Consider the following 15,935-nt stretch of genomic DNA (forward strand, 5'->3'; position numbering starts at 1 on the left):
GAGCGAGCCCCAGGAGCAGATCTGGCCGATGGCGACGCCAGTGATGAACAGGCTGCGCCCCGAGAGCGGACGCGCCGGCACCGGTTGCGCGAGCTCGCCGCCCAGGCCACTGGTCACGCGGCCGTACCGCAGAAGGGGGGGCGCCTCCGCCTGCACCGGCGCGGTTTCGCGGCGGCAGCCGTCCTCGCCTTCCACTTTGGCCTGGGCATCATCCGCGCAGCAGGCATCGGCGTCCTGAGGCGCAGGCCCACCGCAGCAGCCGGATGCCCCTCGCGTCACCGGCGTGACGCTGCAGACGCCGGTCTCCGGCAGCACCAGATGGACGCTCCGCGCCGCGTCGTGATCGCCGGCGATCTCCGCCGCGATGGAGCGGACCTGCTCATAGCCCGTGGCCATCAGGAAGGTGGGGGCGCGGCCGTAGGACTTGGAGCCGACGATGTAGAAGCCCGGCTCGGGGTGGGCCAGCTCCACCGCGCCATGGGGCGGGACGGTGCCGCATGAATGCAGGTTCGGGTCGATCAGCGGGGCGAGGGCCGGCGGCGCCTAGACGGCGGGGTCGAGGGCGATGCGCACCTCGCGCAGCAGAGCAAGGTCGGGGCGAAAGCCGGTGGCCACCACGATCCGGTCCACGGTCCCGGTCCAGGGCTCCGTGCCGAGACGGCCGCAAACGTCCAGCCCCGTCGCGCCGCGAACAATCCGCTCCGCCGCGAATGGCGCAAGGACATCGAACCGGCCGGCGGCGATGGCCTGGGTCGCCGCAAGGCCGAGGGCACCGCGGGCGGGCACCGCGTCGTTGAGGCCGCCGCCCAGCAGCTTCTCCATACGGTTGCGCCGAAGCGCCCACGTGACGCCGGTGGCTGGCGCCGCCTCCTGCAGGCGGAGAAGATCGAGCACGACATTGATGGCCGAATGGCCGGAGCCTACCACCAGCACGCGCCGGCCGGAATAGGCCTCGCGCTCAGTGCCGGACAGGTCGGGAATGCCATAGGCGATATCCGCAGCTGCCTCTTCTTCGCTGGGCACCGGCGGGCCGTCCGCGCCCATGGGGTTGGGCTGGGTCCACGTGCCGGAGGCGTCGATGACGGCCCAGGCAAGCGAACGGTGCTCAGCGCCGTCCGGGTCGCGCCAACGGATCTCGAACGGGGTGTCCGGCGCGCCCCTCGGATGACATCTTGTCGAGGCCGTGGCGGTCGATGGCGCTCACCTGTGCCCCGAACCGCAGGTGCGGCGCAAGGGCGGGATGAGCCGCCAACGGCTCAAGATAGCGCCGCACGATCTCCCCGCCGAGCGGCAGGGCCTTGGGGTTAGGCGCGCTCCACTCGGCTTCCTCCAACAGTGTGCGGGCGGCCGCGTCGAGATATTGTAGGCCCAGGGCGAGAACACCCGTACGTGGCCCCAGGCCTTGAGCGACGTGCCGACGCCGGCGCCCCGCTCGAAGACGAGGGGCGTGAGGCCGCGGGCGAGGAGATGCGCCGCGGCGGCAAGCCCCACGGGGCCGGCTCCGATGATGGCGACGGGAAGAGATAGGGTCGCGCCGGGAGACTCCGATGGTCGATCCATTGATGATCGAGGTATAACAGCAAAGAAAAGCGGCTCACCGACAGCATCTTGCGTTGCCCGCGTGTTCGGCCGGCGCGTCGGCAATCATCTTCTCCGCGTCGACCAGACAGCGCGTTACGTCCATCCAGGCCTCCACCGCCACCTTGAAGGCGGCGCGGCCCTTGTCCGTGAGGGTGTAGACCTTGCGCTCGCGGCCCGAGACCACCTCGCTTGCAGCGGTGACATATCCGCCCTCCTCGAACTCCCGCAGCACCGGATAGATGGTGCCCTCTGCAGGGGAACAGCAGCCGTTCGTCGTTGCCTCGACTGCCCGTGCCACGTCGTATCCGTGCATGGGCCGCTGATGCAGCACGCACAGAATGAAGAATTTCGACAGGCTCATCTTGATGGTGCCGTTCCAGTAGGCACGGCTCAGGAAATCGGGCCCGGGCTTCGGCACCGGGGCGGGCGACGGCGGAACGGATGGGGTGGCCGATGGAGAGGTTCGAGACATGCAGGACGGCTATACATCGATCATCAATGCGTCAATCATCAAGGTATACTTGAAAGCGCTCCCCGCCTCAGCGAACGCGCCGGCCCTCGGCATCGATCACCATCTCTCCGTCCTCCTTCGTGAACGGCCCCTTCTGCGGCGCGGGCAGGATCTCCAGCACCTGTTCCGACGGCCGGCACAGCCGCACCCCGAGCGGCGTGAAGACGAACGGCCGGTTGATGAGGATGGGATGGGCCATCATGGCATCAAGCAGGGCGTCATCGTTAAGCGTGGGATCATCAAGACTGAGTTCGACATAGGGCGTGCCCTTCTGCCGGGTTGCGGCGCGCACCGTGAGGCCCGCCGCGGCGACGGCGGCGGCAACCGCCTCCCGCGTGGGCGGGGTCTTGAGATATTCGACGATCTTCGGCTCGATGCCGGCGTTGCGGATCATGGCGAGGGTGTTGCGCGAGGTGCCGCAGGCCGGATTGTGCCAGATGGTTACAAGGGCTGGCTCGGTCATCGTTCAGGCTCCGAATGTCAGATGATGGCGTGGCGGACCCTGGCGGAGACCCATTCGCTCACCACCACGGTGGCAAGGATGACAAGCAGGATCAGCGTCACCTGCGGCCACGCTAGCGTGTTGAGCGAGCTTTCCAGGTTGAGCCCGATCCCGCCCGCGCCCACCAGGCCGAGCACCGTGGATTCGCGGATGTTGATGTCCCAGCGGAACACGCTGATGCCGGCGAAGGCGGGCATGATCTGCGGCACGATCCCGTAGGCGAGGGTCTGGGCGCCCGAGGCGCCGGTGGCGCGGATCGCCTCCACCTGACTCTCGTCGATTTCCTCGATGGCTTCGTACAGCAGCTTGCCGATGAAGCCGATGGAGCGCAGCGCAATGGCGACGATGCCGGCGAGCACGCCGGGCCCGAGGATCGCCACCAACAGCAGCGCCCAGATGATGGAATTGATGGACCGCGAGGCGACGATGACGAACAGCGCCACCGGCCGCACGAAGGCGGCGCTGGGCGTGGTGTTTCGGGCCGCGAGGAAGGCCACCGGCACCGACAGCACGATGGCGGCGAGCGTGCCGAGGGTGGCGATGTTCAGCGTGTCCCACAGCGGCTTGAGCAGCGCCGGAAAATAGGACCAGCGCGGCGGCACCATGCGCGCGCCGATGTCGGCGGCCTGGGTGGGGGCATCCCACACGAAGGCCCAGATGGTGCCTTCCGTCATCACCCGCCAGCAGAATACGGTGAAGGCCACGGCGATCAGCCAGCCGAACCACACGGCGATCTGCCCGCGCGGGGTGCGGCGCTGCCAGGACTTGCCGCCTTCGGGACGGGCTGTGACCGGCATTATTTCACCCGCCCGCGGATCAGGCCGGAGATGTATTCGCTGGCCATGACGATGGCGATGATGAGGATCAGGATGGCGGCGGCGCTGTCGAATTCGTAGCGGTCGATGGCGGTGTTCAGCGTGGCGCCGATGCCGCCGGCGCCGACGATGCCCACCACCGCGGATTCGCGGAAATTGATGTCGAGCCGGTAGAGCGACAGCCCCAGCAGGCGCGGCGCCACCTGGGGCAGGACGCCGAAGGCGATCAGCGCGGGCCAGGGCGCGCCCGTGGCGCGGATCGCCTCCACCGGGGCGGGGTCGATGTCCTCGATGTCCTCTGCCAGCAGCTTGGAGAGGAAGCCGATGGTGGCGAACGACAAGGTGAGGAAGCCCGCGAACGGGCCGAAACCCACCATGGCCACCAGCAGGATGGCGACGATGATCTCCTGCAGGGACCGCGACACGGCGATGATGGACCGGCAGACGTAGTAGACCGCCCGCGGCACCACATTGCGCGCGGCGCCGATGCCGATGGGCACGGAGATGGCGATGCCCACCACGGTGGATGTCACCGTCATGGTCAGGCTCTCGATCATGCCCTGGATGATGTCGTCCCAGCGCCGGGAGAAGTTCGGCTCAAGGAAGCCCGAGACGAAGCGCAGGCCGCGTGCCCACCCGTCGGAGAGGCGCGCCCAATTGACCTCGACGCTGCCGAGGGCCAGCGCCAGATAGAGCGCCGCGCCGATGATGAGCGCATAGCGCAGATACGGATTGGCGATGAGCGGCGGAGGGCGCCAGCGGCGCGCCAGGACATGGGCCGCGCTCACAGCGCCCTCGCGGCGGCGGCGGGCGTCGTCTGCGCCCTCAGGCCGCGAACCGCGTCGGCCGCGGCGGCTTCCTCGGCCGCGTCGGCCTCCACCTCGCGGATGGTGCGCGACCAGTCCTCCTCGCCATAGATGGCGGTGAGGGCGGCCGTGTCGAGGGCCTCCGGGGGCCCATCGAACACGATACGCCCGGCCTTGAGGCCGATGATGCGCTGGACGAACATCTGCGCCAGCGCCACGTCGTGGATGTTGACGATCGCCGCCAGCTGCCGCTCGGCGCACACTTCGACGATGAGGCGCATGATCTGGCGAGACGTCTTGGGATCGAGGCTGGCGGTGGGCTCGTCCACCAGCAGGATGCCGGGCTCCTGCACGAGGGCGCGGGCGATGCCCACCCGCTGGCGCTGGCCGCCCGAAAGCTCGTCGGCGCGCTTGTCCACATGATCGAGGAGGCCGACGCGCTCCAGCACGGCGAAGGCGCGGTCGATGTCGGCCTGCGGAAACCGGCGCAGGAAGGCGCGCCAGAAGCCCACATAGCCGAGCCGCCCGGAGAGCACGTTCTCCATGACGGTGAGGCGTTCCACCAGGGCATATTCCTGGAAGATCATGCCCATGCGCCGCCGCGCCCGCCGCAGGCCGGCCCCACCGAGACGGGTGATCTCGGTGTCGCCGAGGCGAATGGAGCCGGACGTGGGCTCCACCAGCCGGTTCACGCAGCGGATGAGGGTGGACTTGCCGGCGCCGGAAGGACCGATCAGTCCCACCACCTGGCCGGCCGGGATGCCGAGCGAGACATCGTCGAGGGCCTTGTCCCCCTTGGCATAACGCTTCGACAGGCCGGCGATGGTCAGCATCCCGCAGTCTCACTCATGCCGGGCCTACGCCGGAGCCTATTTGCAGGTGTAGCTGACGCCCATGGCGTCGTCGATCTGCCGCACCACCGCCCAGGTGTCCTTGAAGGTGATGGGGATGAACTTCTCCTGCGGCGGCTCGGCGGACTTGAACTCCTTCTGCAGGCCGGTGCCCTCCCAGTTGAAGCTGAAGAACGCTTCCTTCACCTTCGCCGCCAGCTCCGGCTTCAGGTTGTAGACATAGCCGTAGCCGGTGGTGGGGAAGGTCTGCGACTTGTAGATGGTCACCACCTGCTCGGGCTTGATGACACCTCGGGCGATCATGCGCTTCATCACCGAATTGGCGACGGCCGCTGCGGGATAGTCCTTGTTGGCGACGCCGATGATGGAATTGTCGTGCTTGCCGGAGAAGGCGGGCTCGAAATCCTTGCCGGCCTCCATGCCGAACTGCGACTTCAGGAGCGCGGAGGGCGCCTTGTAGCCGGAGTTCGAGGTCTCCGATGTGAAGGCCATCTTCTTGCCCTTGATGTCCTCGACCTTGGTGATGCCGGAACCGGGATAGGTGATGATCTCCATCTCGTAGCCATAGGCGCCGTCCTTTGAAGCCATCATGGTGAAGGGCACGAAGCCGGCGCAGGCCACCGCAATGGGATTGGAGCCGGTATTGAAGCCGGCCACATGCAGGCGGCCGGCGCGCATGGCTTCGAGCTGCGCCGCATTGGATTGCACGGGGAAGAACTGCACCTTCTTGCCCGTCACCTTGGCGAGATGGTCGAGGAATTCGGCCCACACCTTCGCATAGACTGCGGGGTCCTCCACCGGGGTATAGGCGAAGATGAGGGTGTCGGGATCGAGCTGCTTCGCCGGGTCCGACGGGGTATCGGCCACCATGTCGCCATTGGTGTCGGTGAAGCGCGGGTCGAGCTTGAATTCGGCCTGGGCAAAGGACGGCGCCAGCATGGTCGCCGCGAGCATGGCGGCACAGGTCAGGGAGCGCAGGAGCGACATGGCTTCATCTCCGATTGGATCGCATCTTCAGTACGACTGTTGTGTGACGCACCGACTACGATGCGGCCGGCTCAACTGCTCGGCAGGGCACTGCCGGGCCTGGCCTTCTCCAGGGCGCTGGCGTGGGTCGGCAGCAGCAGGGTGGTGAGCCAGCAGATGCCGAGCATGACGGCGGAGCCGGCGAGGCAGGTCGTGATGCCCCCCACCTGGTAGAGCAGGCCGCTGAGGAGGGTTCCGGCGAAGCGCCCCGCGGCGTTCGCGGCATAATAGAAGCCGACGTCCTCCGCCGCCTTCTCCGATCCTGCATAGGCGAGGATCAGATAGGAGTGCAGCGAGGAATTCACCGCGAAGGCGACGCCGAAAATGGCGAGCCCTATGACCACGATCAGGTCCGGCCGTATGGGCGTCGCGGCGAGAAGCACGGCGATGGCCACGGGAACGAGGGCGAGGCCCAGCGCCCACCAGCGCGCCGCCGGAACCTCCTTTGACAATCCGTCCGGGCTGCGGCTCACCACCGCCGGGGCTGCCGCCTGAACGATGCCGTAGCCGATGGTCCACAGCGCCAGGAAGCCACCAACCATGGGGAAGGTCCAGCCGGTGCCATAGAGAAACACCGGCACACCCACCACGAACCACACGTCCCGCGCGCCGAACAGGGCCACGCGGGCGGCGGCGAGCAGGTTCACCCCCCGGCTCTTGCCGAACAATTCCTTGGCCGAGCTGCTCGCCTTGGCCTTGCCCATCATGGGCGGCAGCGACAGCAGCACGCCGAGAAGCACGATCGCCAGCACGCTCGCCATGAGCCACAGCGACAGGCGGAAGCCGAACGCCTCCAAAAGCACGCCGCCGAGGAAGAAGCCGAAGCCCTTCATGGCGTTCTTGGAGCCGGTGAACCATGCCACCCAGCGAAACAGGCGGCCCTCGGCATTGCCCTTCGCTTCCGCCTCGGTGACCTTGATGGCCGATTTGGAGGCGGTCTTGGTGAGGTCCTTGGCCACCCCGCACACGCCCTGCGCCGCCACCACCCAGGCTACCAGGACCGCGGTTTCCCACGAAGGGGACATGGCCGAGAGCAGCAGGAAGCCGGCGATCTGGGTGGTAAGGCCCACCGTCAGCATCCGCGTGATGCCGAAGCGGGCGGCGAGCCAGCCGCCGATGAAGTTCGCCCCGATGCCCGCCGCCTCATAGAGCAGGAACAGGAAGGCGAGGGTGAAGGGCGAGTAGCCGAGCTTGAAGAAGGTGAACAGCACCAGCATGCGCAGGGCGCCGTCGGTCAGCGTGAAGCCCCAGTAGGCCGCCGTGACAATGGCGTAGTTGCGCAGGCCGGCGGAGGAGGACGCCGCCATCACAGGCCCGCCCGTTCGAGATGGCAGGCGAGGTCCACCATGCGGCAGGCATAGCCCATCTCGTTGTCGTACCAGGCATAGACCTTGAGCAGGGTGCCGTCGGTGACGAGGGTGGACGGCCCATCAACGATTGCGGAGCGGGTGTCGCGGGCATAGTCCGCCGACACCAAAGGGCGCGGCTCGAAGCCGAGAATGCCGTTGAGCGCTCCGGCGGCGGCCTCGGCGAACAGGGCATTCACCTCCTCTGCCGTGGTCTCGCGGTTGAGCTCGAACACGCAGTCGGTGAGCGAGGCGTTGAGCACGGGGGCGCGCACCGCGTGGCCGTTCAGCTTGCCCTTCAGCTCGGGATAGATGAGGGCGATGGCGGTGGCGCTGCCGGTGGTGGTGGGCTGCAGCGAGAGCATGGCCGAACGGGCGCGGCGCAGGTCCTTGTGGGGCGCATCCACCACCACATTGGTGTTGGTGGGATCGTGGATGGTGGTGATCTGGCCGTGCCGGATGCCGATGGCCTCGTGCACCACCTTCACCACCGGGGCGAGGCAGTTGGTGGTGCAGGAGGCGGCGGTGACGATGGGGTGGGCCGCGCGGTCGTAGAGATGTTCGTTCACCCCCACCACAACGTTGAGGACCGAGGGATCCTTCACCGGCGCGGCGACGATGACGCGCTTGGCGCCGCGCTTCAGGTGGCCTTCGAGCACCTGCGGCGTGAGGAACTTGCCGGTGGATTCGAGCACCACGTCCACGCCGAGATCGCCCCAGGGGATGTCTTCCGGCTTGGCATGGGACGAGAAGGACATGGCCTTCTCGCCGATGCGCACGCTGCCCTCATCGTGGGAGATGGGCGCGCGCCAGCGGCCCTGCACGCTGTCGAATTCCAGCAGGTGGGCGCACGCCTCGGCGCCGCCCTTGATCTCGTTGAGGTGGACAATGTCGAGCCGGTTGTTGCCACGCGGGTCGTTGTCCGGGCGGTGCGCCGCCCCCAGGGCCGCGCGCAGCGACAATCGTCCGATGCGGCCGAGGCCGTTGATCCCCACTCTCATGGCAGCGTCATTCCTTGCAAGCCCAAGTAAGGTGCGGCTTCCCCGCGGTGATGTTAGGCCCGGGGATGGTGTGCGGCATCCCTCGCCTTGATGCCGCCAGCCTCGTACCAATCCTTGGAACGGTTCACGATCCACACGACGGACAGCATCACCGGGACCTCGATGAGCACCCCCACCACGGTGGCGAGCGCAGCCCCGGACTTGAAGCCGAAAAGGCTGATGGCGGCGGCCACCGCCAGCTCGAAGAAATTGGAGGCGCCGATGAGGGCCGAAGGGCCGGCCACGCAATGGGCTTCACCGCTGATGCGGTTCAGCAGATAGGCGAGGCCCGAGTTGAAATAGACCTGGATCAGGATCGGCACCGCCAGAAGAGCGATCACCAGCGGCTGGGCGAGGATCTGCTCGCCCTGGAAGGCGAACAGCAACACCAGGGTGGCGAGCAGCGCCACAAGGGAAAGGGGCTGGAGCACGCCGAGGAGGCGATCGAGCCCCCCCTGCCCCCCGCGCACCAGAATGCGTCCGCGCAGAAGCTGCGCCGCGATCACCGGCACGACGATGTAGAGCACCACCGACAGCAAGAGCGTGTCCCACGGCACGGTGATGGAGGAGAGCCCGAGCAGCAGTCCCACCACCGGCGCGAAGGCGACGATCATGATGGCATCGTTCAGCGCCACCTGGGACAGGGTGAAATGCGGCTCGCCCTTGGTAAGGTTCGACCAGACGAACACCATGGCCGTGCAGGGGGCCGCCGCCAGAAGGATGAGGCCGGCGATATAGCTGTCGATCTGGTCGGCTGGCAGATAGGGCCGGAACAGGTGGCCGATAAACAGCCAGCCGAGGAAGGCCATGGAGAACGGCTTCACTGCCCAGTTGACAAGCAGCGTCACCGAGATGCCGCGCCAGTGCCGACCGACCTCCTTGAGCGCGGCGAAGTCGATCTTCACCAGCATGGGCACGATCATCAGCCAGATGAGGAGCGCGACCGGCAGATTGACCCGCGCCACTTCCAGCCCCCCGATGGCCTGGAACACGGACGGCGCCAGCGCGCCGAGCGCGACGCCGGCGATGATGCACAGGAAGACCCAGAGCGTGAGGTAGCGTTCAAACACGGACACGGCGTGGAATCTCCCAGGGCTACGATCTGCGGCCGGCGGCGGCGACAGCGTGGGCGCGGTCTGTTTCAGGATGACGACGGCTCACGCCGCCTGCCCGGCAAGTGTAAGATCCGTCGCGCCTTCCATCTTGCCGATCTCGCCGATGCGCTCTTTCAGCGACGCCAGATCGAGCTGCTCGAATGGCAGGTTGACGAAGGCGGAGACGCGCCCGGCAAGCCGGCGGTAGGTGGCAAGGAAGGCCGCCTTCTGCTCCGCCTCGCTTTCCTTCACCGCCAGAGGATCGGGTAGGCCCCAATGGGCCTGCAGCGGATGCCCGGGGAAAGCGGGGCAGATCTCGCCCGCGGCGGCGTCGCAGGTGGTAATGACGAAGTCCATCTGCGGTGCGTCCGGTTCGGCGAAGCCGTTCCAGCTCTTGGAGGCAAGGGGGGCGGTGTCGTAGCCGAGCGAGCCGAGCAGGTCGATCGCCATCGGATGCGGCTTCAGCTTCGGCCGGCTGCCCGCCGAGAACGCGCGGAAGCGGCCGCGGCCCTCGCGGTTGAGCAGCGCCTCGGCGATCAGCGAGCGGGCGGAGTTCGCCGAGCAGACGAGCAGCACATTGTAGACACGGTCGTTCGCGGCGGCAGGCCGGAGCTGAGGGAAGGCGGCGGCACGTGTTCCGCGTCCGGGAGAGACAGCGAAGCCCATCTCCGCCATCATCTGGGCCAGCACCGGACGGGCTGTCGTCAGGCTGGCGGCATAGATGATGGATCGCCCCTCGCGCCGCGACGTCACGAGACCCGCGCGCTCCAGCAAGCCGAGATGGACGGACATGGTGTTGTGCGGCACGGCCAACAGGCGCGCGATGTCGCCTGCCGGTAGGCCATAGGGCACATAGCGCAACAGCAGGCGATAGGTTTCGAGACGCGTGCCCTGGGAGAGCGCATCGAAAATCCGGGTTGCGTCGTCTGCGTTCAACCGTGTCGCGTCCATCTCACCTCACCGAACAGATGGGTCCGTGCACGAGGGCCAGACCTGTCAGACCCCACCTTTAAAGGTCTTCGCCCAATAATCCTTCACCTGCTGAACCAGCGCCGGTGGCAGGGGAACATAGCCAAGCTCCGAGGCGGCCTTTTCCCCGTCCCCGAGAGCAAACCTCCAGAATTCGAACGCCACCTGGCTGTTGGCCGGGACTTTCGGTTCCTTGTACATGAGCGCAAAGGTCGTCGCAGCGATCGGGTAAGCGTCGGGCGCAGCGGAATCGTTGATGACCACGAAGAAATCCCTCGCAGCGGTCCAATCAAAGCTCAATGCTGCAGCCTGAAACGATGCTGCGCTCGGCGCTATGAACTTGCCGGCGCGATTCTGTACCAGGCCGTAGGCGAGCTTCGCCTGCACGACGTAAGTGAACTCGACATAACCAATGGAATTCTTGACTCGCTTGACCTCGGTCGACACGCCCTCGTTGCCACGTGCGCCCGTCCCTACGGGCCAAGCCACGGAGCTGCCTTCACCCACCTGCTGCTTCCACTCGGGGCTCGCTTTGGCGAGATAAGATACCCAGTTGAACGTGGTGCCAGATCCATCGGCACGATGCACCACCACGATCTTCGCGTCGGGCAATTTCAGATCGGGATTTAGGGCCTTGATGGCGGGATCGGACCAGGTGGCGACCTTGCCCAGATAGATGTCGGCCAAAAGGGCTCCGGTGAACCGGATCTGGCCAGGGCCCACGCCGTCCACATTCAACACCGGTGCGACGCCGCCAAACACGATAGGGAACTGGCCGAGGCCGTATTTCTCCAGTTCGTCGGGCTTCAGGGGCTTGTCGGAGGCTCCGAAATCGGCGGCGCCATCCTTGATGCGATTGATGCCGGCGGATGAGCCCACCGACTGGTAGCCGACAAGGTGGCCCGTTCGCTCACGGAACAATTCTGCCCACTCCCAAATGATGGGATAGGCGAAGGTGGAGCCGGCACCCCGCACCTCGCCCGCATGAGCGGCAGGCGTGAGAAAGGATATGGCCGCAATCGCAGTGGCGGTGGTCAAGGCAAAAATGCGGTTCACGGCTGCCTCCCTGTTCCATCGACAACCGCTCCAAGGCTTACCCTATCAGCGTCGTTATGTCGATTGGCGTGGACAGATCGCTATATTATGCTTATGTCACTTCCGTGACGCACCTGAGAGGCACACCTTCCGCAGCGACAGCGTAATTGTCGATGCGTCCATGCTAGCAGAAATAATTTAAAAGGCATGGCGGACCGCCTCAAGGTACAGTTTCGCACATGGTGCATTTTTCACTCGTAGAATTTATATATTCGACGGATTCAGGATGTTTTTATCCCGCGAGTACGTCTCTATATACTGTCGCCTAGTATCATATTGTACCTGAATCCATCCATTGTCGAACTTTGTATTGTACTTATTCCACCAAGAATGGAATATATAATTTTAAGCATGCCTAATATTACAATCAACATTGACGGAAATTCTATATATACACCAAATGTCATCATTTAGTTACATAAATTACTAGAGCCGCTTATGCTGGGCGCGAGCTCCAAGGCCCTGGCGACATCGTCCAGGAAACGCATCCATGAAGATCACCACTCTCGCGAGCGCCTTCGCGCTGCTCGCCGCCAGCGCGGCGCTCAACGGCGCGGCGGCCCAGGCTCTGGTCAAGGCTGACGGTCGTCTACGGCGTTCCCCGTGACCGAGGCCATGGCAGAGGAGTTCCAGAAGCAGAACAAGGACATCAAGGTCACTGTCGGCATCGGCGGCAGGGGCGGCGGCTTCAAGAAGTTCTGCCGCGGCGAGACCGACATCTCCAACGCCTCGCGGCCGATCACCGCGAGCGAGCAGAAGGCCTGCAAGGAAGCCGGCATCGAATATATCGAATTGCCCGTGGCGCTCGACGCTCTCACTGTCATCGTCCACCCGTCCAATACATGGGCCAGCGAGATGACCGTTGCGGAGCTGAAGAAGATCTGGGAGCCCGAGGCCCAAGGCAAGATCACCAATTGGAAGCAGGTCCGCGACAGCTTCCCCGATCGTCCGCTGGCGCTCTACGGAGCAGGTGTCGATTCCGGCACTTACGACTATTTCACCGCCGCCATCGTCGGCAAGGAACACTCCAGCCGCGGCGGCTTCACCGCTTCGGAGGACGACAACGTGCTCGTGCAGGGCCTCGCCGGTGACCAGAACGCGCTCGGCTTCTTCGGCCTCGCTTACTAAGAGGAGAACCACAACAAGCTGAAGGCCGTGAAGATCAAACTCAACGACGCTGCCCCCGCCCTGGAGCCCTCAGTGGAGAATGCCCGCACCGGCAAGTACCAGCCGCTGTCGCGCCCGATCTTCATCTACGTGAATAAGAAAGCGGCGGATACCCGCCCCGAGGTGGCGAAGTTCGTCGAGTTCTACCAGAACCCCAAAAACGCGGTCGAGCTGATCAAGGAAGTGGGCTACGTGACACTTCCCGAGGCGGCTCTGAAGGTGTTCCAGGAGCGCTTCAAGAAGCGCGAGATCGGCACCGGCTTCACCGGCTCCAAGGTGGGAATTTCGGTCGAGGACCTCGTCAAGGAAAAGCTCGTCTACTGACGTGCCGGAACACGTGCTTTTGGGGACGTCTCCGATCAGACCGCTTCACTCTGAGCGGATCCGACGCCCGGGGAGGCGCTTTGGCGCCTCCCCACCATGAATGGAAGCTTGATCGACGTCATGATCGCGCAAGACAAAGCCTTGCGACCACGCCTGACGGTGTCACCCACATTCCTCGCGCTGCGGCGTATGGTGGATAGCACCATGCGCAGCGTTCTTTTTCTTTGTGCAGCGCTTTCGGTGCTGGTCACGATGGGTATCGTCTATGTCCTTTTGTCCGAAAGCACCAAGTTCTTCGCCCAGGTGTCGATCGTCGACTTCCTGACCGACACCCAGTGGACGCCTGTGTTCCGGGACAAGCATTTCGGCATCATGACCCTGGCTTCCGGCACCCTGGTGAGCTCTCTCATCGCCCTTCTGGTGGCAATTCCTGCCGGAACCGTGCTCGCCATCTATCTGTCGGAGTTTGCGCGGCCGCAGGTGCGAGAGACCATCAAGCCGTTCCTGGAACTGATCGCCGGCGTGCCGACCGTGGCCTTCGGCTATTTCGCGCTCCTGTTTCTCACGCCCATTTTCCAGATCTTCATCCTGGGACTCGCCGGCTTTAACCTGCTGGTGCCAGGCATCGTCATGGGGATCATGATCCTGCCCTACATCGTGTCAGTCAGCGAGGACGCCATGCGCGCGGTTCCCGGCACGCTTCGCGAAGGCGCCTATGCACTTGGCTTCACGCGGCTACAGACGGCGACACGGGTGGTGATCCCCGGCGCCTTCTCCGGGGTGACCGCGGGCTACATCCTCGGCATGTCGCGGGCGGTAGGCGAGACCATGGTGGTGGCCATTGCGGCCGGCCAGCAGGCCAAGCTCGCGCTCAACCCACTGGAAGGCGCCGCCACAATCACCGCTTACATCGTCCAGATCAGCCTTGGCGACGTGCCGCATGGCTCCATCGCCTATCTCACCATCTTCGCGGCTGGCATGACGCTGTTCCTCATGGCCTCCGCCTTCAACATCCTCGCCTTCTGGCTGCGCCAGAAGTACCGCGAAGTCTATTGAGGGAGATGCCTATGCAGCCGCTCGCCGCTCCCTCCTCCCGGCGCCGCTCGGACGCCGAGATCATCGCCCGCGCCCACCGTTCTGACCGCAGTTTCGCGGTTCTCGGCCTTGGCGTTCTCGTCCTCACCATGATCGTGCTGCTGTCGCTGATCGTCGACTTCATGGTTGATGGGCTCGGGCGCATCGACCTCGACTTCCTGACCAGCTTTCCCTCCCGGCGCGCGGCGGATGCCGGCATCCTGTCCGCTTGGGTCGGCACTACGCTGGTGATGCCGGTGACGACGGCGCTGGCGGTGCCGCTCGGCGTCGCGGCGGGCCTCAATCTTGAGGAACATGCGCCGAGCAACTGGATCACCCATCTCATCGAGATCAACGTCACCAATCTCGCTGGCGTGCCCTCCATCATTCACGGCCTGCTCGCTTTGGGCCTGTTCGTCCAGACCTTCGCCATGGGCCAGACTATCCTGGTGGCGGGCATGACGCTCGCGCTTCTCATCCTGCCCATTATCATCGTCGCCACGCGCGAGGCGGTGCGGTCGATCCCGATCGGGATCCGCGAGGGTGCCTGTTCTGATCCTCCCCCGTTTTTGTGGACACCCATGTTAGCTTTTGCGAGCTTCAGAGGAGTGTTCGATGGGCACACGGCGCCGGGTGTTTCCAGAGGCGTTCAAGCGGGAGGCCGTTGAGCGGGTAACCTCCAGCGGTCTTTCCGCCGGGCAGGTGGCGCAGGAGCTGGGGCTGCACGAGACGGTTCTGCGGCGGTGGGTGAGAGATCTGGCACCACAGGCGACGGGGCCGGCGCGGCGCCCGATCCTGCAGGCGGCGGGCCCGTCGCCGGCGGACCTTGCTGCGGAGAACGCCCGGCTCAGGCGGGAGAACGAGCGCCTGCGGATGGAGCGCGACATCTTAAAAAAAGCCGCGCTCATCTTCGGAGTGGCCTCCCGATGAAGTTCGGGTTCGTCGATGAGCATCGCGCTGTGTGGCCGGTTCGCGTGATGTGCGCGGCCCTCGGGCTGTCGGCCAGCGGCTATTATGCCTGGCGCGCCCGGCCGGAGAGCTTGCGCGCGCACACCAACCGGGCGCTCACCGACGACATCCGGCTGATCCACGCGCAGAGCAGCGGGACCTATGGCGCGCCCCGGATCCATGCGGTCCTGAGAGGGCACGGTCGGCGCGTGGGCCGTTCCCGCATCGAGCGGCTGATGCGCCGCGCCGGCATCCGGGGCCTGGCCGCCTTGCCAAGGCGCACGCGGACGACCGACAGCCGCCATTGCTATCCGATCGCTCCCAACAGGCTCGCCCGCAATTTCAGGACCTCCGTGCCGAACCAGATCTGGCTGGCGGACCTCACCTACATCCCCACCGGCGAGGGCTGGCTCACCCTTGCCGGCGTGCTCGACATGCACACCCGCAAGCTGGTCGGCTGGTCCATGCGCGAGACATTGCACACACAGATCGCGCTGGAAGCCCTCGCCATGGCCATCGAGCGCCAGCGGCCGGCACCCGGCCTCGATGCGGCCGAGGCAGAGATCAAGCGAATTGACCGGGAGCTCGACAAGTTGATGAAGCTCATCCTCGCGTCCGACAGCGACGACGCCCCCACCCCGATGATGAAGCACATGAAGGAGCTGGAGGCTCGCCAGAAGGAGCTAAAAGCGTTCCTGCAGGACGCCCAGGAGCCGCCGCCCCTCCTGCATCCAAACATGGCGCATCACAACCACGCCCAGGTGGATGAGCTGTATGCGGCGCTTC

General features: G+C 65.5%; 15 protein-coding genes and 2 pseudogenes. 5 read left to right on the plus strand and 12 right to left on the minus strand.

Features of this window, described 5'->3' with window-relative positions:
* Positions 1–174 precede the first annotated feature (174 nt).
* The 12 genes and pseudogenes from V5F63_RS14080 to pstS form a co-directional block, all read right to left on the minus strand.
* Positions 175–1,560, minus strand: a pseudogene (locus V5F63_RS14080) (FAD-dependent oxidoreductase); the annotation flags it as partial.
* 34 nt (positions 1,561–1,594) lie between these two features.
* The gene (locus tag V5F63_RS14085) at positions 1,595–1,999 is read right to left on the minus strand and encodes a PadR family transcriptional regulator (RefSeq protein WP_394114253.1); all 405 of its coding nucleotides are present in this window, start codon (positions 1,997–1,999) and stop codon (positions 1,595–1,597) included.
* Between the two features lie 121 nt (positions 2,000–2,120).
* Positions 2,121–2,555, minus strand: a complete 435-nt coding sequence (gene arsC, locus V5F63_RS14090; RefSeq protein ID WP_394103196.1) for an arsenate reductase (glutaredoxin) — start codon at positions 2,553–2,555, stop codon at positions 2,121–2,123.
* 17 nt (positions 2,556–2,572) lie between these two features.
* Positions 2,573–3,391 carry a phosphonate ABC transporter, permease protein PhnE gene (gene phnE, locus V5F63_RS14095; protein ID WP_394103195.1) on the minus strand — a complete coding sequence of 273 codons (819 nt, stop codon included), beginning with the start codon at positions 3,389–3,391 and terminating at the stop codon, positions 2,573–2,575.
* Positions 3,391–4,197, minus strand: a complete 807-nt coding sequence (phnE, locus tag V5F63_RS14100) for a phosphonate ABC transporter, permease protein PhnE (protein ID WP_394103194.1) — start codon at positions 4,195–4,197, stop codon at positions 3,391–3,393. Before phnE (V5F63_RS14100) ends, phnE (V5F63_RS14095) begins: the two co-directional genes overlap by 1 nt.
* Positions 4,194–5,048 carry a phosphonate ABC transporter ATP-binding protein gene (phnC, locus tag V5F63_RS14105; protein ID WP_394103193.1) on the minus strand — a complete coding sequence of 285 codons (855 nt, stop codon included), beginning with the start codon at positions 5,046–5,048 and terminating at the stop codon, positions 4,194–4,196. Before phnC ends, phnE (V5F63_RS14100) begins: the two co-directional genes overlap by 4 nt.
* A 36-nt stretch (positions 5,049–5,084) precedes the next feature.
* The gene (gene phnD / locus V5F63_RS14110; RefSeq protein WP_209489729.1) at positions 5,085–6,020 is read right to left on the minus strand and encodes a phosphate/phosphite/phosphonate ABC transporter substrate-binding protein; all 936 of its coding nucleotides are present in this window, start codon (positions 6,018–6,020) and stop codon (positions 5,085–5,087) included.
* Positions 6,021–6,124: 104 nt separating this feature from the next.
* On the minus strand, positions 6,125–7,399 hold the full coding sequence (arsJ, locus tag V5F63_RS14115; RefSeq protein WP_394103192.1) for an organoarsenical effux MFS transporter ArsJ: 1,275 nt from the start codon (positions 7,397–7,399) through the stop codon (positions 6,125–6,127).
* A complete protein-coding gene (locus V5F63_RS14120; protein WP_394103191.1) occupies positions 7,399–8,439 on the minus strand; it encodes an ArsJ-associated glyceraldehyde-3-phosphate dehydrogenase in 1,041 nt (346 codons plus the stop codon). Before V5F63_RS14120 ends, arsJ begins: the two co-directional genes overlap by 1 nt.
* Before the next feature lie 53 nt (positions 8,440–8,492).
* Complete coding sequence (arsB, locus tag V5F63_RS14125) at positions 8,493–9,554, minus strand: ACR3 family arsenite efflux transporter (protein ID WP_394031088.1); 1,062 nt, start codon at positions 9,552–9,554, stop codon at positions 8,493–8,495.
* Positions 9,555–9,635: 81 nt separating this feature from the next.
* Positions 9,636–10,508 carry an arsenate reductase/protein-tyrosine-phosphatase family protein gene (locus V5F63_RS14130; RefSeq protein ID WP_394103190.1) on the minus strand — a complete coding sequence of 291 codons (873 nt, stop codon included), beginning with the start codon at positions 10,506–10,508 and terminating at the stop codon, positions 9,636–9,638.
* Between the two features lie 60 nt (positions 10,509–10,568).
* Positions 10,569–11,597: a phosphate ABC transporter substrate-binding protein PstS gene (pstS, locus tag V5F63_RS14135; protein ID WP_209483131.1), complete on the minus strand. Its 1,029-nt coding sequence runs from the start codon at positions 11,595–11,597 to the stop codon at positions 10,569–10,571.
* A gap of 642 nt (positions 11,598–12,239) precedes the next feature.
* On the opposite strand from pstS, the gene V5F63_RS14140 reads away from it, so the two are divergent.
* From V5F63_RS14140 to V5F63_RS14160, 5 genes and pseudogenes are all read left to right on the plus strand, one after another.
* Entirely contained in the window at positions 12,240–12,764 is a 525-nt protein-coding gene (locus tag V5F63_RS14140) for a phosphate ABC transporter substrate-binding protein PstS family protein (protein WP_394103189.1), read from the plus strand.
* A gap of 27 nt (positions 12,765–12,791) precedes the next feature.
* The gene (locus tag V5F63_RS14145) at positions 12,792–13,127 is read left to right on the plus strand and encodes a type 2 periplasmic-binding domain-containing protein (protein ID WP_394103188.1); all 336 of its coding nucleotides are present in this window, start codon (positions 12,792–12,794) and stop codon (positions 13,125–13,127) included.
* Between the two features lie 108 nt (positions 13,128–13,235).
* The gene (gene pstC / locus V5F63_RS14150) at positions 13,236–14,183 is read left to right on the plus strand and encodes a phosphate ABC transporter permease subunit PstC (protein WP_394103187.1); all 948 of its coding nucleotides are present in this window, start codon (positions 13,236–13,238) and stop codon (positions 14,181–14,183) included.
* Positions 14,184–14,194: 11 nt separating this feature from the next.
* Positions 14,195–14,869, plus strand: a complete 675-nt coding sequence (locus V5F63_RS14155; protein WP_509210803.1) for an ABC transporter permease family protein — start codon at positions 14,195–14,197, stop codon at positions 14,867–14,869.
* A pseudogene (locus V5F63_RS14160) lies at positions 14,817–15,694 on the plus strand (IS3 family transposase); the annotation flags it as partial. The gene V5F63_RS14155 and the pseudogene V5F63_RS14160, both read left to right, overlap by 53 nt.
* Positions 15,695–15,935: the final 241 nt, after the last annotated feature.

Origin of the sequence: Xanthobacter wiegelii (assembly GCF_043193855.2) — a bacterium.
GTDB classification, from domain to species: Bacteria; Pseudomonadota; Alphaproteobacteria; order Rhizobiales; family Xanthobacteraceae; genus Xanthobacter; species Xanthobacter flavus_A.